We start from the raw sequence: 21542 nt of genomic DNA, 5'->3' as shown, positions 1-21542 counted from the left end.
GTGCCCCCTGGCCGACGCCCCGGCCGGCCCGCGCCCGCCGCTCCGCCGCGGCGGCGGCGCCGGGCGGTCCCAACGGCCTGACCGGCGCATTCGGGCTGTCGTGCGAGCGCTCCACCGGGAGCGGGAAGCACCCCCGCGAAGTTCGCCGACTGGCGGTCCGGGGCGGGACGGCGGGGTCTAGCGTGGGTATCCGGTGATCAACACCGGGCCCCGGAACGCTGGGGGCCGGGCCCCACGTACCGAGGACGCCGATGTCCGCACTCCGCGCCGCCCGCCACGCCCCGTCGAGACACGCCGCCACCGGTCCCGCCCGGCAGATACACCCCCAGCTGGTCCGCGCCGCGCTGCTGCCGACGCTGGCCGCCGGGCTCAGCGGCGCCGCCGCGGTGATCTTCACCCTGCAGCTCGGCGGGGGCGCCGGCGAACGCGATGCCCGGCTCTGGCCGGTCCTCACCGGATGCGCCCTGCTCGTCCTCGCCGCGCTGGCCGCGGCAGCTCTCGGCGCGCAGCGCGCCGCCAAGGCCGTACGGGACCGGTGCGAGGCGCTGCGCCGCTCCAGCGTGCGCGGCCGCCAGGAGCTGCGGACGGCCGCCGAACGGCTGGAGCGGGGCGAGACCGCCCCGCGGCCGGTCCGGGGCGGTCCGAACGCCACCCTCACCGGCGGCGACCCGGCGGGCGTGGACGAGTTCTGGCTGCTCTCCCAGGAGCTGCGCGGCGCCCGCGAACAGGCCCACGCCGCCCTCGTACGGCTGGCCGCGCCGGTCACCCCGTCCGACAGCGAGCGCAAGGTCGAGGTCTTCATGAACCTCGCCCGCCGGCTCCAGTCCCTCGTCCACCGCGAGATCTCGCTGCTGGACGACCTGGAGCACTCGGTGGAGGACCCGGAGCTGCTCAGGGAGCTCTTCCAGGTCGACCACCTCGCCACCCGCATCCGCCGCCACGCCGAGAACCTCGCGGTGCTCGGCGGCGCCTCCTCCCGCCGCCAGTGGACCCGGCCGATCGACCTGGGCGAAGTGCTCCGCTCCGCGGTCGCGGAGGTCGAGCAGTACCCCCGGGTCAAGGTCGTGCCGCCGGCGGGCGGCAGCGTGCGCGGACACGCCGTCGCGGACGTCGTGCACCTGCTGGCGGAACTCGTGGAGAACGCCACGGTGTTCTCCGCCCCCGACACCGACGTGGTGCTGCGCGCAGAGCGGGTCACGGCCGGGATCGCGGTCGAGGTGGAGGACCGGGGACCGGGCATGCCGGCCGGGGACCAGCACCGGATGAACGCCCTCCTCGCGGACCTCGACCAGGTCGGCGTCCGGAGCCTGCTCGCGGACGGGCGGATCGGCATGTACGTGGTGGCGGCGCTGGCGCGGCGGCACGGGATCGCCGTCGAGCTGAAGTCGAACATCTACGGGGGCGTGCTCGCGGTGCTGGTGCTGCCGCAGGAGCTGCTGGGCGCGGAGGCGGCCGACGGCTCGCGGGTGACGCCGCCGCTGGAACCGGCGCGCATGCAGATGCCCCGCCGGGCCCCCTACGATCCCACGATCCCCGCCCCCCGCCCCGAACCGGCGGGCCCGCCGGCCCCCGCCGAACCGGAACCCCGAGGCGCCGCCGCCACTGCATCCACTGGTACGCCGGGATCCGTCGGCCCGGCTCCGCAGCAGGCGGCCGGCGCCGAGGGGGCGGTACGGCCCGCCTCCGGCGCGGAGTTCCCGCACGTCGGCCGGGGCGCAGCCGGGGCCTCCGACACGCCGCCCACCCACCGGGTGCCGGCTCCGCGGCCCGGACCGGGAGCCGCACCGGGGCCGGGAGCGGACGGGTGGCAGGTGCCGGGGGCGCAGGACGTGCCCGTGCCGGCACCGGACGGGCCCGTGCAGGCGCGCACGCAGTCGGCCGCGCCCGGCATCCGGACGGAGGCCGCCGGAACATGGCTGCCCGGACCGGGGCCCGGAGCGGATGCGGCGCGGGACGGATCCGCCCGGCGCCGTGACGCCGTGGCGGGGGACGCTCCCGAGGAGGACGACGGTGAGCGGCCGGTACTGCCGCGGCGGCGGGCCCAGTCGCACCTCGCCCCCCAGCTCCGCGACGCCCCCGCACCGCGGCCGCCCGCCGACACCGAGCAGCCCGTGCACGACCCCGGCCTCATGGCCGCCTTTCAGCGGGGCTTCGGCCTCGCGCAGTCGGAGAACCAGGTATGACCGAGGAGCGCACCACCATGGGCGGCGAAGTGGCCACGAAGACCGGCAGCCGGCTCTCGGATCTGGACTGGCTGCTCAGCGGCCTGGTCCACCGCGTGCCGTACACCCGCAGCGCCGTACTGCTCACTGCCGACGGGCTCGCAGGCTGCGCCCACGGCCTCGATCCGGACAGCGCCGACCACCTCGCGGCCCTCGCCTCCGGCCTCTACTCGCTCGGCCGCAGCGCAGGAGCCCGGTTCGCGGACGGCGGCGACGTACGGCAGGTCGTCGTCGAGCTCGACAGCGCGCTCCTCTTCGTCTCCGCCGCCGGCTCCGGCACCTGCCTGACCGTCCTCGCCGACCGCGAGGCCGACGCCGGCGTACTCGGCTACGAGATGGCGATGCTGGTCAAGAGCGTCCGACCGTACCTGGCGGTTGCGCCCCGCCGACCGGCCGCGCACACGGAGCGATGACAGCCCCCGGCAGGGGGCGGGACACGCCGTGGCTCGATCGCTCGGCGGGGCGGGTGACCCGCCCCTACACCGCCACGGGCGGCCGGACCCGACCGGGCGTCGTCCTCGACCCGCGGGCGCGGATGACCGCGACCGGCGTGCGCCCGTGCGCCCCGCTCGGGCCGGAGCACACCCTCGCGCTCCGGTGGTGCGCCCGCGCCGGCGCCGCGGCCGTGACCGTCGCCGAACTGGCGGGCCGGCTGCGGCTCCCGGCCGCCGTCGTGAAGGTACTGCTGTCCGACCTCATGGAATGCGGGGCCGTCATGGCACAGGCTCCACGGCCCCCGGACGGCGGCTCGTACGCCGCCGACGACCGGTCCCTCCTCCTGGCGGTGCTCGACGGCCTTCGCCGCCGACTCTGACGCCGGCGGCCCTGGTCCGGCAGGTGCACCGTGGGCCGGGAGGACCGGCGCGCACGGGCGGGCTGTCGGTGGGGGCGGCTACGGTCGTGGGACGAGCATCCGCCGGAGCCGGAGCCGGAGCCGGAGCCGGAGCCGGAGCCGGAGGCTGGGGAGGAGCCGGAGATGGCCGCGACCGTGCAGGACGTCCGCCGCATCGCGCTGTCCCTCCCGGACAGCAGCGAGAAGCCGGCCTGGGGCATGCCGACCTTCCGGGTGGCGGGGAAGATCTTCGCCTCGGTCGCCGACGACGACACCGCGATCGGGGTGAAGTGCCCTCGGGAGGACCGGGCCGAGCTGATCGCGTCGGAACCGGACAAATTCTTCATCCGTGCAGGTCATGATGAGAACTACGCATGGATCCGGGTTCGCCTGTCAGCGGTGGGGGACGAGGCCGAGCTGCGCTCGGTCCTGCTCGACTCGTGGCGGCAGGCGGCTCCGAAACGCCTGGTCGCGGCCCATCCGGAGCTGGCCGCTGACGCCGGCTGACCGGCCCGCGACCCGATGGCGGAAAGGCGCGCGCGACCACCCACGGAAATGCGGTATCGTTCTCATGCGCGTTCGGCCGGGGGAAACCCCAGGTCAGCGGGCATCGGGACGTGGCGCAGCTTGGTAGCGCACTTGACTGGGGGTCAAGGGGTCGCAGGTTCAAATCCTGTCGTCCCGACCACGCGGAAACGCAGGTCGGAGGCCGTTCTCTCGGAGGAGAGAACGGCCTTTCGCATGTTCGCCGCCGACCGGGCGCGGGGCTGCCGGTCAGCTCGCACCGGTGTGCCGCGGGGTGTCGGTGATCCACGAGCCGTGCAGGCCGGCCGCGACGCGGTGCGGGAGGTGGACGGTGGCGTCGGCGGCGGGGGCGCAGACCGCTTCCTCCGGTGCCCCGGCTGTCCCCGGCCGTCGCCCGTGGCACTGTGGGCCCATGACCATCGAAGTCCGCCCCGCGTCGGCGTTCGAGGACGTACGCACCCTGCTCGGTCCCAAGTCGCCGACCGCCAACGTCTGTTGGTGCCTCAGTTATCGGATCCCGGCCAAGCTCAACAACGAACTGCGTGGTCCGGCCCGGGGTGAGTACGTCGCCGGACTGTGCGGCAGCGGCACCCCTCCGGGAGTCATCGCCCACCAGGGCGAGGAGCCGGTCGGCTGGGCCGCCGTGGCGCCGCGCGCGGACACCTCGTTCGCACGCAGCCGTACGATCCCGCACCTCGACGCGCTGCCGGTCTGGTCGCTGTGGTGCATCCGGGTACGCCCCGGCCACCGCGGGAAGGGCATCTCGCACGCCCTCATCGCCGGAGCGGTCGAGTTCGCCCGGTCCCACGGCGCGCCCGTGGTGGAGGCGTACCCGCTCGACAACGGCACGGCGCGGGTCGACCTGACGATGGCGTACCCGGGGCTGCGGAAGAACTTCGAACGCGCCGGTTTCGTCCACGCCGCCGACACCACCTCGGTGCTGGCCGGCCACCCCCGGGTCCTGATGCGCCTCGACCTGCGCTGAACCGCCCGCCCGGGCGCGCAGGGCCCGGCTCGGCCGCACCGGGATCGGGAGGGGCGACGGGGCGCCGGGCCCCGCCGCGCCCGCCCTCCGGGCGCTACGTCGCCGACACCCCCTCGTGCCTCCGTGCCGGATCCAGCACGTCGTACGAGGGGCGTCCCGCCGGGCCCCCAGCGGGCTCCCACTCCCGCCGCGGCCGCGCGGTGGCGGCCGGCAGCCTGGACAGGTTGGCGCTGACCATGGCCGCCGCACGCACCACGGCCGCACCGAGCGGGGCGATCTGCCCGGCGTCCAGAGCGGTCGCCGCCACCGCCGCCACCACGTGCCCCGCGCCGGAGTGCACCGGCGCTGCCACGCACGACAGCGCGCTGACGCACTGCCCGTACTGGAAGGCCATCCCCCGCTCCCTGGTCCGCGCCGCCTCCCGCGACCACGCGGCCCGCGACCACCCCTGCGGCGGACCCGCTTCGGGGACGGACGCCGTCAGGATCAGCTCGGCAGCGCTCCCCGGCGGCAGGACCACCCCCGGATGCAGCGGGAAGACGTCGTCCACCTCGCTGCGCGTACTCCCCACCACGATGGCGTGTCCCGCCTCGGGAACCGACAGGCTCACCCCCAACCGTCCCCCCGAGGCTGCCAGTTCGCGCAGGGGCCGCGCCGACGCGGCGCGCAGCGCCCGCGCCGGGTGCCACGCCTGCCCCAGCCGGAACGTCCTCGGGCCCAGCCGGTAGCGGCCCGAACAGCTCTGCACCGCGCCGAGCGCGACGAGCTGCCCCAGCAGCCGGTGCGCCGTCGCCTTGGGCAGTTCCGCGTCCGCCGCCAACCGGGTCAGACCGACCTCGTCGCCGTGCGCGAGCACCTCCATGAGCGCGAACGCGCCCTCCAGTACACCCCGCCCCTCAGTGCCGGATCTGGCCATGAGCGGTTCCCCCTTCCGTGCGGACGCCACCGGTCGGACGGCGCCCGCAACTCCCCGTTCGTCCCGGCCATCAGCGAGAACGGTGGTACCGCCCTCCGCTTCCTCCGGTCCGTTGAACGGACCAGATCATTGCCCGCAACCATGCGATCGCGCCAGTGTGTTGTCACCCAGGGACGCACGGACCGGACCCCACCGGGCCCGGGACGTCCGTCCGCCAGGAGCGACACAAGGAGGATCCGATGAGCGCGATCAAGACCGGCGCCAAGCAGTTCAAGTACGTCATGGGTGCCATGACGGCCGTCTTCTTCGGTTCTTGCTCTGCCAGCTGACGCTGATTCGGGGGGTGGGGGCGGTGCGCCGCCCCCACCCCTTTTTCTTCACCCCCGAAGGAGGCACGAGTGCTGGAGACCGGTGTCCGGCAGGTCCGGGTGGCGATGGCCATGGTGTTCGGCCGGAAGCTGAACGTACGGGCCGTGGAGCGGCTGGTCGCCGACGCCCTCGCCACGCTGGAGGAGTTCGGCTCCCTCGGTGACGACGTCGACGAACTCGCGGACGGGCCCTTCGCCGATCCGGACGAGCGGCGCGACCTGCAGAACCGTGCGCTCCAGCGGACCGTGCGCCGGCTCGCCGCACGCTCGCCCTTCTACCGGGAGCGACTGGCCGGCATCGACCTCGCCGGACTGACCACCGAGACGCTCACCCGCATCCCGGTGACCCGCAAGGCCGACCTGATCGAGCGCCCCGCCGACTTCCTGTGCAGCACCCCCTACCTCGCGACCCAGACCACCGGCACCACCGGCCGCCCCGTGCAGATGTGGCTCTCCCGCTACGAGATGGAGCTGTGGCCCGCCCTGATCGCGCTGTCCGTGGTGCTGCGCGGCGACATCCGCCCCGGCGACCGCATGCAGATCAACCTCAGCTCCCGCGCCACGGCCGCCGTTCAGGAGGACGTGGAGGTCTGCCGGCTCGTGGGCGCCTCCTGCCACGTCGTCGGCCAGGTCCCGCCCGAGGAGTCCGTCGAGCACCTGCTCGGCCGCAACGGCACCCGCCCCACCCTGCTCACCGGCAACCCCAGCTACCTGGCCCGGATGCTCACCGCGGCACGCCGGCGGGGGTGCGGTCCGGACGACTTCGGCCTCCGGGCGATCTACGCGGGCGGTGAGATCGTCTCACCGGCCTTCGTGCAGGCCCTGCGCGAGACCTTCGGGGCGCAGACCATCGGCGACAACTTCGGCATGACCGAACTGCTGCCCGTCGGCGGCCGCACCTGCAGCCGCCACCACCTCCACATCGACCCCAACATGGGGTACACCGAGGTGCTCGAGCCGGACACCGGCGAGCCCGTCGCCCCCGGACAGCTCGGTGAACTGACCGTCACGCCGTACTACCCCTACCGCGAGTGCATGCCGGTCCTGCGCTACAACACCGGCGACGTCGTCCGCACCCTGGTGGGTGAACCGGACTGCGAACTCGCCGCCGTGCCGGCCGTGTCGCAGATCCTCGGCAAGGCCGGCACCCTCCTGCGCACCGCCGACGCGGTCGTGACGCCGCGCGACGTCGTGGAGGCGCTGGACGGCACCCCCGGCATGCCGTGGCCGCTGCGCCACCGGGCGCAGGTCGGAGACGACGGCCGCCTCCACGTGGAGGTCGCCTCGCGCACCGCCACCGCGGCGGAAGTGGCCGAGCGGCTGCGGGCCCGGGACATCGACGCGCGCGTCACCGTCCTGCCGCTGGACGACGAGGAGGCCGCCCGCCGCTTCCCCCTCCGCTGTGACCTGTTGGAGCACACCTTCACCCGGAGCCACGCATGACGGTCTTCTTCCAGCTCGCGGTCACGGCCGCCCTGGCCCTCGCGGTCGTCGCCGGCACCATCGCCTACTTCCGTGCCGTGCGCACGGCGAGGCCGCCGGTCGGTGTCTTCAACGGGCGGGACATCTTCATGATGATGGGCTTCGTCCTGGCGCTGCCATACGTCTACCTCGCGCTGCCCGGCGCCGTCCTCCCGGTCGTGCTGGCGCTGGTCTTCGCCGGCGGACTGTCCGTGGGCTACCAGCCCCTGATCGGCAACGGCCGGCTGCGCTGGACCTTGATCACCCTGCTGATCGCGAGCGTGCTCGCCGCCCACCTGGCCTTCGGCGAGACCGCGCCGCCGTACTGGGTCGCCAACAGCTGCGTCGTCGGCCTGGTGGTCGTCTCGGCGACCAACCTCAACGTCCAGGGCGGCATGAAACTGCAGAACGTGGCATGGTTCCTGCTCGCCCTCGCCGCCTACGACGCCTTCTTCGCATGGGTCGTACCGCTGACGCAGGAACTCGCCGACGCCGTCCAGGGCTACCCGTACGCCCCGGCCGCCGGCCTGCGCATCGGCGAGGACCTCGGCGCCGTCATCGGCATGGGCGACCTGCTGGCCTACGCCCTGTTCACCACCACCGCCTACAAGGCGTACGGAAGGCCGGGGCTGCGGACCGGGATCGCCCTGGTGGTGCTCTTCGGGGCGGTGGCTCCCGTGGCCGCCCTCCACCTGATCGCTGCGGCCACCGGCGACGCCCCCGGCATCATCCCCGCCCAGGTGTTCTTCGGCCCGGCGGCCTTCACCGCCTACCAGGTGCTGCGCCGCCGGGGACCGGAGCGGCGGATGGCCGACATCGTCTTCCGCCGCGACCGCGCCGAGGCTCCGCGGCAGGCCCCGGTACGGGCCGAGGCCCGGCCGGCCGCCTGAGCCGAGCACCGCGAGGGGCGGGGGCCGGTGTCCCCGGCCCGCCGCCCCGCGCGGTGCGCGCACCGCCCGCGGCCGGCGCCCCACGGTTGCGTCGACGCCGCGGCGAGTGGCGGTGACGAGCCCCGACGGCGCAGGCTGTATGCATGCGGGCGCCCATCCGCTCCTCTTCCCGACCGGGAGGCGGCGGTCACCACCAGGTCCTCTTCGTCGTCGCGGAGTGTGTGCCCTTCGCGATCGCGCTCCTGGTGCTGGCCGTCGAGTTCACGCCCGCGCACGTCCTCTACACCGGGCCCTTCCTCGTGGCCACGCCGGCACTCGCCGCCGTCACGATGGGCCCGCGGGGCACCGTCGCCGCGGCGGCGCTGGCCGTCGCCGTGAGCATCACGACCGCCACGTACAACCAGGCGTGGGGCGACCAGCAGGTCTACAGCAACTTCATCGCCCTCTTCCTGGTGTCGGTGGCCAGCGTGACGACCAGCCGCATGGCCCGCGCCCGCAGCGCCGGCGAGCTCAACCAGGTCCGCAGGATCGCCTCGGCGGCCCAGAAGGTCCTGCTGCGGCCGGTCCCCGACCGGCTGGGCCCGCTGCGCGCGGCCAGCCTCTACGTCGCCGCCGAGCAGGGCGCGCAGATCGGCGGCGACCTCTACGAGGCCGTCGAGACCAGGTACGGGGTCCGGATGATCGTCGGCGACGTACGGGGCAAGGGCCTGCCCGCCGTCCGCGCGGCCGCGGCCGTCCTGGGCGCCTTCCGGGAGGCGGTGAACTACGAGGACGACCTGGTGGACGTCGTCCGGCACTGCGAGGCGGCCATGCGCCGGGACGCCGCCGTGCCGGGCGCGGTCGACGAGGAGGCGCTCGTGGAGGGGTTCGTCACCGCGGTGGTGGCCCAGGTGCCGGACGGGCACGTGGTCGAGGTGGTCAACCGCGGCCATCCGCCGCCGATGCTGCTGCGCGACGGCACCGTCCACACCCTGATGCCCGGCACCCCGCTGCCGCCGCTCGGCCTCGGGGAGTTCATCGCCGGCCCGCCCGGCACCCTGGACAGCTACGCCTTCCTGCCCGGCGACCGCCTGCTGCTCCACACCGACGGCGTCATCGAGGCCCGCGACCGCGGCAATGTCTTCTTCGACCTGCCGAAGGCCATGGAGGCGTTGCCCGACGAGGGGCCCCGGGAGTTCCTGGAGCGGCTGTGCCAGGCGCTGGTCCGCCACACCGCCGACCAGCTCGCGGACGACGTGGCGATGATCCTCGTCGACCGGCTCGACGAGTCCGGAGGGAGCACCCGATGACGCGTGTGCAGTGGCTGCTCGTACGCGGCGAGCGCGGCAACCCCGCGACGCGCCTGGACGACCGGCGCGCGGACGGCGCCGCCTGGTCCCGGGGCAGCGAGGCCCGGCCGCTGGTCCACGGCGCCGCGTACTTCGCCGAGCTCCTGGCGGCCGTCGAGGCGATGGGCGAAGGCGACCTGCTGCTCTTCACCGACTGGCGCGGCGACCGCGACGAGCGCCTCGACGGGCCCGGTACGGAGATCGGCGCAGTCCTGTGCCGGGCGGCCGAGCGCGGCGTCATGGTCAAGGGACTGCTGTGGCGTTCCCACCTGGACAGCCTCCACTTCAGCGAGGAGGAGAACCTCCGCTTCGGCAAGGAACTGGCCCGGGCCGGCGGCGAGTGCCTGCTCGACATGCGGGTCCGGCCCGGCGGCTCCCACCACCAGAAACTGGTGGTGCTGCGCCACCGCGACCGCCCCGAGCAGGACGTCGCGTACGTCGGCGGCATCGACCTCTGCCACAACCGCAACGACGACGCCGAGCACCGCGGCGACCGGCAGTCCCTGCGCCTGGCCGCCCCGTACGGGCCGCACCCGCCGTGGCACGACGTCCAGCTCGCCCTGCGCGGACCGGTCGTCGGTGACGTCGAGGCCGTCTTCCGCGAGCGCTGGGAGGACCCGTCCCCGCTCAGCCGCAGCCCCCTCACCCGGCTGCGGGAGCGGATGCACCAAGAGGACGTCGACGCGGACCCGCTGCCGCCGCAGACCCCCGACCCGGAGCCCTGCGGCACCCATACCGTGCAGTTGCTGCGGACCTACCCGAACCGCCTGCTGCACGGCTATCCCTTCGCCCCCGACGGCGAGCGCAGCATCGCCCGCGGCTACCTCAAGGCGCTGCGGCGTGCCCGGGCGCTGATCTACCTGGAGGACCAGTACCTGTGGTCGCCCCGCGTCGTGGCCGGCTTCGCCGAGGCCCTGCGCCGCAATCCGGGCCTCCGCATGATCGGCGTCGTCCCCGTCCACCCCGACCAGGACGGGCCGCTCACCCTGCCGATGAACCTGATCGGGCGGATCAACGCGCTCTCCGAGCTGCGCGGCGCCGGCGGCGACCGGGTCGCGGTGTACGGCCTGGAGAACCACTCCGGGACGCCCGTCTACGTCCACGCCAAGGTGTGCGTGATCGACGACGTGTGGGCCTCGGTCGGCTCCGACAACATCAACCTCCGTTCGTGGACCCACGACTCCGAACTCGGCTGCGCGGTCCTCGACGAGACCGCGGATCCCCGCCGTCCGCGGGACCCGGGCGGCCTGGGGGACGGCGCCCGGGTCTTCGCCCGGGAGCTGCGCCTGGAGCTCATGCGGGAGCACCTGGACCTCGCACCGCCCGACGAGGGCGGGGGCGGGCCCGGGGAGGGGGAGGAGGCCGGGCAGGCGCCCGGGGGCGCGGACGACGGCTCGCTGTGCGACCCCGTGGCCGCCTTCGAGGCGTTCCGTGCCGCGGCCGAGGCGCTCGACGCCTGGTACGACGGCGGCCGGCGCGGCCCCCGCCCGCCCGGGCGGCTGCGCCGCTACGGCCCACCCGACCTGCCGCCTGCGCGGCGGCTGCTGGCCCGGCCGCTGCACCGCGTCCTGGTCGACCCCGACGGCCGCCCGATGCGGCTGAGGTGGGGCAAGAGGTTCTGAGCGGTGCCGCATACCGGTGGTAACCGCGAGGAAGCGGACGCCCGCGGCGTTGCGCAGGTACCCCTGAAGCGGCCCAGGAGTAGTGGGGTTAGCATATGAGCGCCGCCTAGCTCGAAAGATAAAGCCTGTGACTGTCAACGAGGACTCGTTCACCAACTGGAACCACCGCGAGGAGATCGCGGAGGCGATGATCCCGATCATCGGGAAGCTGCACCGTGAGCGGGACGTCAACATCCTGCTCCACAGCCGCTCCCTGGTGAACAAATCGGTGGTCAGCATCCTCAAGACCCACCGCTTCGCCCGGCAGATCGACGGCGAGGAGCTGTCGGTCACCGAGACCATGCCGTTCCTGCAGGCGCTCACCGCGCTGGACCTCGGCCCCTCCCAGATCGACCTCGGCATGCTCGCCGCCACCTACAAGGCCGAGGACCACGGCCTGTCGGTGGAGGAGTTCACCGCCCAGGCCGTCGCAGGCGCCACGGGCGAGAACAAGCTGGAGCGCAGCGAGGGCCGCGACGTCGTCCTGTACGGCTTCGGCCGCATCGGCCGCCTCGTCGCCCGCCTGCTCATCGAGAAGGCCGGCTCGGGCAAGGGCCTGCGCCTGCGGGCCGTCGTCGTCCGCGGCGGCGGCGACCAGGACCTGGTCAAGCGCGCCTCGCTGCTGCGGCGCGACTCGATCCACGGCCAGTTCCAGGGCACGATCACCGTGGACGAGGCCAACAGCACCATCGTCGCCAACGGCAACGCGATCAAGGTGATCTACGCGAACGACCCCTCCGAGGTCGACTACACGGCGTACGGCATCAAGGACGCCATCCTCATCGACAACACCGGCAAGTGGCGCGACCGCGAGGGCCTGTCGAAGCACCTGCGCCCCGGTATCGACAAGGTCGTCCTCACCGCCCCCGGCAAGGGTGACGTCCCGAACATCGTGCACGGCGTCAACCACGACACCGTCAAGCCGGACGAGCGGATCCTGTCCTGCGCGTCCTGCACCACCAACGCCATCGTCCCGCCGCTGAAGGCCATGGACGACGAGTACGGCGTCCTGCGCGGCCACGTCGAGACCGTCCACTCGTTCACGAACGACCAGAACCTGCTGGACAACTACCACAAGGCCGACCGCCGCGGCCGCTCCGCGCCGCTGAACATGGTCATCACCGAGACCGGCGCCGCCTCCGCCGTCGCGAAGGCGCTGCCCGGCCTCAAGGCACCCATCACCGGCAGCTCGATCCGCGTCCCCGTCCCGGACGTCTCGATCGCCATCCTCAGCCTGCGCCTGGGCCGCGAGACCACCCGCGAGGAGGTCCTCGACCACCTGCGCGACGTCTCGCTGAACTCGCCGCTGAAGCGCCAGATCGACTTCACCACCGCCCCCGACGCCGTCTCCATGGACTTCGTCGGCTCGCGCCACGCGTCCATCGTCGACGCCGGCGCGACCAAGGTCGACGGCGACAACGCGATCCTCTACCTGTGGTACGACAACGAGTTCGGCTACTCGTGCCAGGTCATCCGCGTCGTCCAGCACGTCTCCGGCGTGGAGTACCCGACCTACCCGGTCCCGGCGGTCTGACCCCCCCCGACCCGACCCGTTCCGGCACCGCCGCCCCGCCGCTCCGCGCCGCGGGGCGGCGGTGTTCGTCCGTACCCCGTACCCAGCACCCCGCGCCGCCGTGCCCGGCCGCTCAGGCGTCCGCGGGCACGGGCCGCCGCAGCAGGTAGACGGCGGCGGCCCCGACCAGGGCCGCCATGCACACGATGAACACCAGCCCGGCGCCCTCCAGGCCCATCGGCTCCACGAGCAGGCCCACACCGATGACCGGTACGGAGATGCCCGCGTAGGCCACGACGAACAGCGTCGAGACCACCGCCGCACGCCGGTCCGGCGGCGAGGCCGCGGCCACCGCCGCCAGCGCCCCGCGGAACGCCAGCCCCTGCCCGACCCCGCCGACCACCGCGCTCGCCACCACCAGCGCCAGCAGGTCCCACACCAGCGCCCCCGCGAGCAGCGCCAGTCCGGCGAGCAGCCCCGCGCAGCCCAGCGGCAGCGACCGGCCCACCCCGACCCGGCCGACGGCCAGCTGTCCGGCCGTGGAGGAGAAGAAGGCCAGCGCGACAACCAGCCCGCTCACGGCGTGGTTGGTCACGCCGAGGGACTGTGCGAGGAAGGCCGGACTGACCGAGGTGAAGACACCGAAGAGGGCGAACCCCACGAAGGCGGCGATCGCCGCGGGCCCGAACACCGACCGCACCTGCGCAGGGACGCCCGGCCGCTGCGGCCGTACGGTGCGCAGCGGCCGCCGCTCCCGCACGGTCTCGTCCAGCCCCAGCACGACGGCCGCCGAGACGGCCACCAGCAGCAGGTGCACGGCGAACGGCAGGTGCAGCGGCCATGGGGCGTACTGCGCGAGGACACCGGCGAGCAGCGGACCGCAGCCGAGCCCGCCCATGTTGGCCGCCGTCGCGACGAAGGTGGCCCGGGAGGCACCGCCGCGCGGCGCCAGCTCCATCACGTAGACCGTCGCCGCCCCGGTGAACAGCCCCGCGGAGAGACCGGACAGCAGCCGTCCCGCGTACAGCCAGCCCATCGCGGTGGCGCAGAGGAAGCAGACGGCGCTGGCCGCGGAGAACCCCAGGCCCGCCAGCAGGACGGGCCGCCGGCCGACGGCGTCGGAGGCGTTGCCCGCGAGCAGGAGCACGCCGATGACCCCGAAGGCGTACACGGCGTACACGACGGTCACCACCAGCTCGGAGAAGCCGAACTTCTCCTGGTAGAGGCCGTAGAGCGGGGTCGGCAGCGTGGTGCCCGCCATGCACACGGCGAATACCGCCCCGCTGAGCAAGCACTGGCGCCACCCTCGGCGATCACCGTCCATGCCGCCGACGGTAACCCGCGCAACGCGGGCCCGCAGGGCGGTCAGGGGCGCCCCTCGTGGAGTTCCAGCGGGCCCGTGCCTCGGGCCCGGGCCTCCAGGCAGGCGGTGATCTGGCGCCGCAGGACGCCCTTGACCAGGGTGCGCAGCTCCTCGCGCGGGACGGTGCGCCACTGGAGCAGCTCGGCCGGGTCCAGCCGGATCCGGGCGAGCGTCGGGGCGTCGAGGACGCCGCCGTCGTAGAGGAAGCGGATGCGGGCCGGACGGCCGGGTTTGTGCGACCAGTTCACCGCGAGGAGGCGGCCCGGGGCCAGGTCGAGGCCGAGTTCCTCCCGGACCTCCCGCCGGGCGGCGGCGCGCGGGATCTCACCGATGTCGCTGTCGATGCCGCCGCCCGGCAGGTTCCAGCGGTCGGTACGGCCGTACGCGGGCTGCACGAGCAGGATCCCGCCGTCGCCCGCGGTGAACACCACGCTCGCGGCGGTCAGCGCCTTCGGCCGGCTGGCCCGGTGGCTCGCCGCGTCGAGTGCGCCGGCGTGCTCCAGGGCCGCCCGCCGGGCCGGGTCCAGGCCGGCCGGAGAACCCGGCTGGGGCACACCGTCGACCAGGTGGGCGAAGGAACCGGTGTGCAGGGCGGCCAGCCCCGCCCGCAGCCGGGCCGCGACCCGCGGCGGCAGGACGGCGCATGCCTCCTGCGGACGCAGCCTGCGCGTTCCGGCAGGCGCCGGGCCGCCCTCCTGCGGCGGGAGCGGTCCGACCAGGTGGACGTGCACGATCAGGGACCGGCCGAGCGGCCCCGGCGGCCTGGAGTCCACCGCCAGCAGCCGGCCGACGGGCGCCGTGAGCCCGAGTTGCTCCCGCAGGCCGCGGGCCAGCCCCTGCTCCGGCGTCTCGGTGTCCCCGACGGCACCGCCGGGCAGGTCGGTGCCGGACGCGGTGGTCCGTACGAGGACCCGCCCGCGGGCGTCCAGGACGATCCCGGCGGCGGCCACGACCGGCGCCGGCCGGGCGGGGGAGGGGCGTTCGGACACGGCGGGCTCCTGGTACTCGGGTCCTGGCCAGCAGCACTATGCCGGTCCCGCCCCGCCCGCCCGGCACCGACATGCGGACCCCCGCCGCGCCACCCGCCCCGCCGCCACCCCCGCGAGCCCGGCATGATCCAAAAGACGCGACTCCTAGGCGCGGGCCAGGAGGAGGCCGCCCATGGTGACCATCGTGGCGGCGACGAGGCCGTCCATGACGCGCCAGGCCGAGGGGCGGGCCAGGACGCCGCTCAGCAGCCGGGCCCCGTAGCCCAGGCCGGCGAACCAGGTCAGGCTGGCCAGGCCGGCTCCCACGCCGAAGGCCCAGCGCAGGTCGCCGCGATCGGCGGCGAGGGAGCCGACGAGCAGCACGGTGTCCAGGTACACGTGCGGGTTGAGCCAGGTCATGGCCAGGCAGGTGAGTACCGCCCCCCGCACGGAGCCGGACGCCGCGCCCTGCGCGGTGAGGGCGGCGCCGGGGACCGGCCGCAGCACCCGGCGCGCGGCGAGGACCCCGTAGCCGACGAGGAACACGCCACCTGCCAGGCCCACCGCGGTCAGGGCCGCGGGCCAGGCGGTCACGAAGGCCCCGACGCCCGCCACGCCGAGGGCGATGAGGGCGGCGTCGGAGACGGCACAGATGGCGACCACGGCGAGCACGGCGTGGCGGCGCACGCCCTGCCGGAGGACGAAGGCGTTCTGCGCGCCGATGGCGACGATGAGGGAGAGTCCGGTGCCGAAGCCGGCCAGGGCCGCGGTGAGGGTGCCGTAGGTCATGGCTCGACCGTAGGCAGCGCAGATGTTTCAGTACAGCTAAAGATTTTTACGTACCATTAGCACGCGTGATGGACGAGCTCCCTCTGGACCAGGTACGCACCCTCCTCGCCGTGGTCGACGAGGGCACCTTCGACGCGGCGGCGGCCGCCCTCCATGTGACGCCGTCGGCCGTCAGCCAGCGCGTCAAGGCCCTCGAACAGCGCACCGGACGCGTGCTGCTGATGCGGACGAAGCCGGTACGGGCGACGGAATCCGGGGAGGTGGTGGTCCGCTTCGCCCGGCAGCTGGCCCGGCTGGAACGGGACGCGCGCGCCGAGTTGGGCATGGCCGACGAGCGGGGACCCGTGCGGTTGCCGATCGCGGTGAACGCCGACTCCCTCGCGACGTGGTTCCTGCCCGCGCTGACGAGGCTCCCGCAGGACCCGCCGATCTGCATCGAACTGCACCGCGAGGACGAATCGCACACCACGGCACTGCTGCGCGAAGGCCAGGTGATGGCGGCGGTGACCTCCTCGCCGGACCCGGTGGCCGGGTGCAGCGTACGGATGCTGGGCCTGGCGCGGTACCTGCCGACGGCCAGCCCCGCCTTCGCCGGACGGTACCTGAAGGGCCCGCCGGAGCGGGACCTGCGAGAGGCCCCGACGATCGTCTTCGACCGCAAGGACGACCTCCAGGACGCCTTCGTCCGCTCACTGACCGGGGACCTCGCGGCCGGAGCGGGGCCGGTGCGGCACCACGTGCCGACGTCGGAGGGCTTCCGGGACGCGGTCGTCGCCGGACTGGGGTGGGGGCTGGTGCCCGAGCAGCAGGCGGGTCCGCTGGTGCGCGCCGGCGAGCTGGTGCTGGTGGTGCCCGGCCGGCCGCTGGACGTACCCCTCTACTGGCAGCAGTGGAAACTCGACTCGCCGGCCCTGTCGACGGTCGCTGACGTGGTCGCGGCGGCGGCCGCGCAGGCACTTCGCAGCCCCTCGGCGTGACCGCCCGGTCCGGGCATAGGCTGGCGGACCATGGAGTCCTACACGATCGGCCAGGCGGCCCGGCTGCTCGGCGTCAGCATCGACACCGCCCGGCGCTGGGCGGACGCCGAGCGCTTCCCGACCCGGCGCGAGGGCACCCGCAGGATGGTGGACGGGCCCGACCTGGCGGCGTTCTGCGTCGTGGTCGCGCGGGAGGGCGACGCCGAGGGCGAGGAAGCCCCCCACACCTCGGCGCGCAACGCCTTCCCCGGCATCGTCACCGGGGTGAGACTGGGCACGGTCGACGCGCAGGTGGAGATCCAGGCCGGTCCGCACCGCATCGTGTCGCTGCTGACGCGGGAGGCGGTCGAGGAACTCGGCCTGGAGGTCGGTGCACGGGCCACGGCGCGGGTGAAGTCGACCAGCGTGTTCGTCGACCGGGCCTGACACCGCGCCCGGGGCCGGCCCGGCCTGCGACGATGGCAGACTGGCCGGTGATCCGCCGAAGGGGAGTACGCCGTTGTCCATGTTCAGCAACCTGCGCCGGGCCGTGCGCCGCGGCTACCGCAGGGCCGTCGACCTCAGCCACCCGGCCCGCTCCCCGCTCGGCAGCGCGGTGGTCAACTGCCTGGTCTACCGGGACGGTACGCGGCAGGAGGACTGCGCCGAGGCCGAGGAGGCATTGCGCCGGGTCCGCAAGAGCGGCGACGGCTTCGTCTGGATCGGCCTGCACGAGCCGTCGCAGGCCGAGCTCGCCGGGCTCGCGGAGCTGTTCGGCCTGCACCCCCTCGCCGTCGAGGACGCCGTCCACGCGCACCAGCGCCCCAAGGTGGAGCGCTACGGCGACACGCTCTTCTCCGTCTTCAAGACCGTGCGCTACGTGGAGCACGAGGAACTGACCGCCACCAGCGAGGTGGTGGAGACCGGCGAGCTGATGGCCTTCACCGGCCAGGACTTCGTCATCACCATCCGGCACGGCGGCCGCGGCACCCTCGGGCCCGTGCGCGAGGAGCTGGAGGCCGACCCCGAGCAGCTGCTCAGGGGCCCCGCGGCGGTCCTGCACGGGATCGCGGACCACGTGGTCGACGACTACATGGCCGTCACCGACGCCGTGCAGAACGACATCGACGCCGTGGAGACCGCGGTGTTCAGCGAGAACGGCGGCCGCGGCGACGCCGGACGCATCTACCAGCTCAAGCGTGAACTCCTGGAGCTGCGGCGGGCGGTGGCGCCGCTGGGCCGGCCGCTCCAGCAGTTGGCCACCCAGCCGATACCGGTCATCCCGCCGGAGATCCGTGCGTACTTCCGGGACGTCGCGGACCACGTGACCCGGGCCACCGAGCAGATCGGCGCCTACGACAACCTCCTGGACTCCATCCTCCAGGCCCACCTTGCGCAGGTGACGGTCGCTCAGAACGAGGACATGCGCAAGATCACGGCATGGGCGGCGATCGTGGCGGTGCCCACCATGGTCTGCGGTGTCTACGGCATGAACTTCGACCACATGCCGGAGCTGCACTGGACGTACGGCTACCCGCTCGTCCTCGGCGTCATGGCGGTGGCCTGCTTCCTCATCCACCGGGGCTTCCGCCGCAACGGCTGGCTCTGACCCCGGGGGTCCCCGCGGTGTCGCGAGGGGGTAACGATGTGGGTAACGATCGGAACAGCTCCCGGGGCGTCAAGTAGGCCTCGCGTGCGGACGATTCGGACGTCCGCGGACATGGCGCCGCGGCTGTGTCCCGAAAGCGTGACCCGGGTGCCGGAAATCGGGCGGTCCGGCCGATTTGGCTTCCCCGTAAGTGGCTTGACCTCGACGTAAGGGGGGCATAAGTTCTGCCCCGGCTTGCTCCAGCAGGACGGGCCGAACCAACCGTCCTCTGGGGGGACCCGTGAACTACTACCTCGACGTTCTGAAGAAGTACGCCGACTTCTCCGGCCGCGCGCGCCGCCAGGAGTACTGGATGTTCTTCCTCTTCCAGATCGCCGCGCTGATCATCGTCGCGATCCTGGACGCCGTCCTCGGCACGTCCCCGTGGCTGTACCTCATCTACGCGCTGGCCACCCTGCTCCCGAACCTGGCCGTGTCCGTGCGCCGCCTGCACGACACCGGCAAGTCCGGCTGGTGGATGCTCATCTCCCTCGTGCCGTTCATCGGCGGCATCTGGCTGCTGGTCCTGCTGGCCACCGCCGGCCAGCCGCAGCCGAACCAGTACGGCCAGGACCCGAAGGCCGCCTACGCCGCCTGATCCGCCGTCCGGGCCCGCTCGCGGCCCGAGCGTGGTTGATCGCCCGAGCGCCGCCCCCGCTGAAACAGCGGCGGGCGGCGCTCTCGCTTTTTCCGGGCCCGGGGAAGCCCGCGTGACGTGCGTCTCGCGGACTGGCGGCCGGGGGCTGTGCTGACCGGCCCGATCACGAGATATCTTGATGTCGAGCAATGTTGCAGACGAGAGACGCAGACTGTGGAGCGGAGCATCCGGTGACTGACTCGACCATCATCTACACGCACACTGACGAGGCCCCGGCCCTCGCGACGTATTCCTTCCTGCCTGTGATCCAGGCGTACGCGTCGACGGCCGGTGTGAATGTCGAGACCCGTGACATCTCCCTGGCCGGTCGGATCATCGCCCTGTTCCCCGAGTACCTCGAGGAGAGCCAGCGGATCGCCGACGCCCTCGCCGAGCTCGGCGAGCTGGCGAAGACCCCGGAAGCCAACATCATCAAGCTTCCGAACATCTCGGCCTCGATCCCGCAGCTGAAGGCCGCGATCGCCGAGCTCCAGGGCCAGGGCTACGCCCTCCCGGACTACCCGGACGACCCGAAGACCGACGAGGAGCGCGACATCCGCGCCCGCTACGACAAGGTCAAGGGCAGCGCCGTCAACCCGGTCCTGCGCGAGGGCAACTCCGACCGCCGCGCGCCCGGCTCGGTCAAGAACTACGCCAAGACGCACCCGCACCGCATGGGCGCCTGGACCTCCGAGTCGAAGACGAACGTCGCCACCATGGGCGAGAACGACTTCCGCTCCACCGAGAAGTCCACCGTGATCGCCGAGGACGGCACCCTGCGCATCGAGCACGTGGCCGCCGACGGCGCCGTCACCGTGCTGCGCGAGTCCGTACCGGTCCTCGCCGGCGAGGTCGTCGACGCGTCCGTGATGCACGTCGACGCGCTGCGCACCTTCCTCAACGACCAGATCGAGCGCGCCAAGGCCGAGGGCGTGCTGTTCTCCGTGCACCTCAAGGCCACGATGATGAAGGTCTCCGACCCGATCATCTTCGGCCACGTGGTCCGCGCCTTCCTGCCGAAGACCTTCGCTCGCTACGGCGAGACCCTCGCCGCCGCCGGCCTGTCGCCCAACGACGGCCTCGGCGCCATCCTGAACGGCCTGGGCAACCTGCCCGACGGTGACGCGATCAAGGCCTCCATCGACGCCGAGATCGCCGAGGGCCCGGCCCTCGCCATGGTCGACTCCGACAAGGGCATCACCAACCTGCACGTGCCGTCCGACGTGATCGTCGACGCCTCCATGCCGGCCATGATCCGCACCTCCGGCCACATGTGGGGCCCCGACGGCAACGAGGCCGACACCCTCGCCGTCCTCCCGGACAGCAGCTACGCCGGCGTCTACCAGGCCGTCGTCGAGGACTGCCGCGCCCACGGCGCCTTCGACCCGGCCACCATGGGCTCGGTGCCGAACGTCGGCCTCATGGCCCAGAAGGCCGAGGAGTACGGCAGCCACGACAAGACCTTCGAGATCGCCGCCGCGGGCACCGTCCGCGTCGTCGACGCCGCGGGCGACGTGCTCATCGAGCAGGAGGTCGCCGCCGGCGACATCTTCCGCGCCTGCCAGACCAAGGACCTGCCGATCCAGGACTGGGTCAAGCTCGCCGTCACCCGCGCCCGCGCCACCGGCGCTCCGGCCGTCTTCTGGCTCGACGAGAGCCGCGCCCACGACGCGCAGCTGATCGCCAAGGTCAAGACGTACCTGGCCGACCACGACACCGAGGGTCTGACCATCAAGATCCTCTCCCCGGTCGAGGCCACCGCCTTCTCCCTGGAGCGCATCCGCCGCGGCGAGGACACCATCTCGGTCACCGGCAACGTGCTGCGCGACTACCTGACCGACCTCTTCCCGATCCTGGAGCTGGGCACCAGCGCCAAGATGCTGTCGGTCGTCCCGCTCATGAACGGCGGCGGCCTCTTCGAGACGGGCGCCGGCGGCTCCGCCCCGAAGCACGTCCAGCAGCTGGTCAAGGAGAACTACCTGCGCTGGGACAGCCTGGGCGAGTTCTTCGCACTGGCCGCCAGCTTCGAGCACCTCGCGATCACCACCGGCAACGCCCGCGCCCAGGTGCTGGCCGACACCCTGGACCGTGCGACCGGCACCTTCCTCAACGAGGACAAGTCGCCGAGCCGCAAGCTGGGCGGCATCGACAACCGCGGCAGCCACTTCTACCTGGCCCTGTACTGGGCCCAGGAGCTGTCCCGGCAGATCGACGACCCGAAGCTGGCCGCGGCCTTCGAGCCGCTCGCCAAGACCCTCGCCGAGCGCGAGGAGACCATCGTCTCCGAGCTCATCGCCGTCCAGGGCTCCCCGGCCGACATCGGCGGGTACTACCAGCCCGACTCCGCCAAGGCCGCGGCGATCATGCGCCCGTCCGCGACGCTGAACGAGGCCCTCGGCCTGCTCGGCTGACGCTCCTCCCGACGCGTTCCCGACGTGTTCCGCCCCGGCCGGCCCCGCGCCCGGTCGGGGCGGAGCCGT

The 21542-nt window shown here is 73.5% G+C and carries 20 protein-coding genes and 1 tRNA gene; 16 read left to right on the top strand and 5 right to left on the bottom strand.

Annotated elements, in window-relative coordinates; all coding sequences use genetic code 11:
* Positions 1-251 precede the first annotated feature (251 nt).
* The 5 genes from IF89_RS0108115 to IF89_RS0108095 all read left to right on the top strand — a co-directional run bounded on the left by IF89_RS0108115 (position 252) and on the right by IF89_RS0108095 (position 3742).
* Positions 252-2183: an ATP-binding protein gene (locus tag IF89_RS0108115; protein ID WP_051806888.1), complete on the top strand. Its 1932-nt coding sequence runs from the start codon at positions 252-254 to the stop codon at positions 2181-2183.
* Complete coding sequence (locus tag IF89_RS0108110; protein WP_420706890.1) at positions 2180-2635, top strand: roadblock/LC7 domain-containing protein; 456 nt, start codon at positions 2180-2182, stop codon at positions 2633-2635. The genes IF89_RS0108115 and IF89_RS0108110 overlap by 4 nt, the downstream gene beginning before the upstream one ends.
* The gene (locus IF89_RS0108105; protein ID WP_030763327.1) at positions 2632-3036 is read left to right on the top strand and encodes a DUF742 domain-containing protein; all 405 of its coding nucleotides are present in this window, start codon (positions 2632-2634) and stop codon (positions 3034-3036) included. The genes IF89_RS0108110 and IF89_RS0108105 overlap by 4 nt, the downstream gene beginning before the upstream one ends.
* Positions 3037-3198: 162 nt before the next feature.
* Entirely contained in the window at positions 3199-3561 is a 363-nt protein-coding gene (locus tag IF89_RS0108100; RefSeq protein ID WP_030763324.1) for an MmcQ/YjbR family DNA-binding protein, read from the top strand.
* Between the two features lie 104 nt (positions 3562-3665).
* Positions 3666-3742: transfer RNA gene (locus IF89_RS0108095), tRNA-Pro, on the top strand.
* Between the two features lie 86 nt (positions 3743-3828).
* Here the strand turns inward: IF89_RS0108095 and IF89_RS45890 are convergent.
* Positions 3829-3993 carry a hypothetical protein gene (locus tag IF89_RS45890; RefSeq protein ID WP_158717827.1) on the bottom strand — a complete coding sequence of 55 codons (165 nt, stop codon included), beginning with the start codon at positions 3991-3993 and terminating at the stop codon, positions 3829-3831.
* Here IF89_RS45890 and IF89_RS0108085 point away from each other — a divergent pair.
* On the top strand, positions 3992-4564 hold the full coding sequence (locus tag IF89_RS0108085) for a GNAT family N-acetyltransferase (RefSeq protein WP_030763321.1): 573 nt from the start codon (positions 3992-3994) through the stop codon (positions 4562-4564). The genes IF89_RS45890 and IF89_RS0108085 overlap by 2 nt on opposite strands.
* A 94-nt stretch (positions 4565-4658) precedes the next feature.
* Here the strand turns inward: IF89_RS0108085 and IF89_RS0108080 are convergent, their stop codons facing one another.
* Complete coding sequence (locus IF89_RS0108080) at positions 4659-5480, bottom strand: helix-turn-helix domain-containing protein (protein ID WP_078628165.1); 822 nt, start codon at positions 5478-5480, stop codon at positions 4659-4661.
* 398 nt (positions 5481-5878) lie between these two features.
* Here IF89_RS0108080 and IF89_RS0108070 point away from each other — a divergent pair, with 398 nt between their 5' ends.
* From IF89_RS0108070 to IF89_RS0108050, 5 genes are all read left to right on the top strand, one after another.
* Positions 5879-7291 carry a phenylacetate--CoA ligase family protein gene (locus IF89_RS0108070; protein ID WP_030763314.1) on the top strand — a complete coding sequence of 471 codons (1413 nt, stop codon included), beginning with the start codon at positions 5879-5881 and terminating at the stop codon, positions 7289-7291.
* The gene (locus IF89_RS45885; protein WP_030763310.1) at positions 7288-8199 is read left to right on the top strand and encodes a hypothetical protein; all 912 of its coding nucleotides are present in this window, start codon (positions 7288-7290) and stop codon (positions 8197-8199) included. The genes IF89_RS0108070 and IF89_RS45885 overlap by 4 nt, the downstream gene beginning before the upstream one ends.
* A 143-nt stretch (positions 8200-8342) precedes the next feature.
* A complete protein-coding gene (locus IF89_RS0108060) occupies positions 8343-9488 on the top strand; it encodes a PP2C family protein-serine/threonine phosphatase (protein WP_030763307.1) in 1146 nt (381 codons plus the stop codon).
* On the top strand, positions 9485-11149 hold the full coding sequence (locus tag IF89_RS0108055; protein ID WP_030763304.1) for a phospholipase D family protein: 1665 nt from the start codon (positions 9485-9487) through the stop codon (positions 11147-11149). The genes IF89_RS0108060 and IF89_RS0108055 overlap by 4 nt, the downstream gene beginning before the upstream one ends.
* Before the next feature lie 127 nt (positions 11150-11276).
* Entirely contained in the window at positions 11277-12722 is a 1446-nt protein-coding gene (locus IF89_RS0108050) for a glyceraldehyde-3-phosphate dehydrogenase (protein ID WP_030763303.1), read from the top strand.
* A gap of 112 nt (positions 12723-12834) precedes the next feature.
* On the opposite strand, the gene IF89_RS0108045 is transcribed toward IF89_RS0108050, so the two are convergent.
* From IF89_RS0108045 to IF89_RS0108035, 3 genes are all read right to left on the bottom strand, one after another.
* A complete protein-coding gene (locus IF89_RS0108045) occupies positions 12835-14025 on the bottom strand; it encodes an MFS transporter (protein ID WP_030763300.1) in 1191 nt (396 codons plus the stop codon).
* A 41-nt stretch (positions 14026-14066) separates the two neighbouring features.
* A complete protein-coding gene (locus IF89_RS49315) occupies positions 14067-15053 on the bottom strand; it encodes an NUDIX hydrolase (protein ID WP_107047221.1) in 987 nt (328 codons plus the stop codon).
* 144 nt (positions 15054-15197) lie between these two features.
* A complete protein-coding gene (locus IF89_RS0108035) occupies positions 15198-15821 on the bottom strand; it encodes a LysE/ArgO family amino acid transporter (protein WP_030763294.1) in 624 nt (207 codons plus the stop codon).
* 68 nt (positions 15822-15889) lie between these two features.
* Here IF89_RS0108035 and IF89_RS0108030 point away from each other — a divergent pair, with 68 nt between their 5' ends.
* The 5 genes from IF89_RS0108030 to IF89_RS0108010 all read left to right on the top strand — a co-directional run bounded on the left by IF89_RS0108030 (position 15890) and on the right by IF89_RS0108010 (position 21473).
* Positions 15890-16798 (top strand): LysR family transcriptional regulator ArgP, encoded by a 909-nt coding sequence (locus IF89_RS0108030; protein ID WP_030763290.1) that lies wholly within the window; start codon positions 15890-15892, stop codon positions 16796-16798.
* Between the two features lie 30 nt (positions 16799-16828).
* Entirely contained in the window at positions 16829-17224 is a 396-nt protein-coding gene (locus tag IF89_RS0108025) for a TOBE domain-containing protein (protein WP_030763287.1), read from the top strand.
* A 79-nt stretch (positions 17225-17303) separates the two neighbouring features.
* Positions 17304-18386, top strand: coding sequence for a magnesium/cobalt transporter CorA (gene corA, locus IF89_RS0108020; protein ID WP_051806887.1), 1083 nt, complete (start codon positions 17304-17306; stop codon positions 18384-18386).
* 280 nt (positions 18387-18666) lie between these two features.
* Positions 18667-19023, top strand: coding sequence for a DUF805 domain-containing protein (locus IF89_RS0108015; protein ID WP_030763282.1), 357 nt, complete (start codon positions 18667-18669; stop codon positions 19021-19023).
* 230 nt (positions 19024-19253) lie between these two features.
* The gene (locus tag IF89_RS0108010) at positions 19254-21473 is read left to right on the top strand and encodes an NADP-dependent isocitrate dehydrogenase (protein ID WP_030763278.1); all 2220 of its coding nucleotides are present in this window, start codon (positions 19254-19256) and stop codon (positions 21471-21473) included.
* The last annotated feature ends 69 nt before the right edge of the window (positions 21474-21542 follow it).

It is taken from the genome of Streptomyces sp. NRRL F-2664 (assembly GCF_000719345.1).
Classification (GTDB): Bacteria; Actinomycetota; Actinomycetes; order Streptomycetales; family Streptomycetaceae; genus Streptomyces.
The sequence above is the reverse complement of the archived record's forward strand: the minus strand, read 5'-3'. Positions and strand labels throughout refer to the sequence as shown.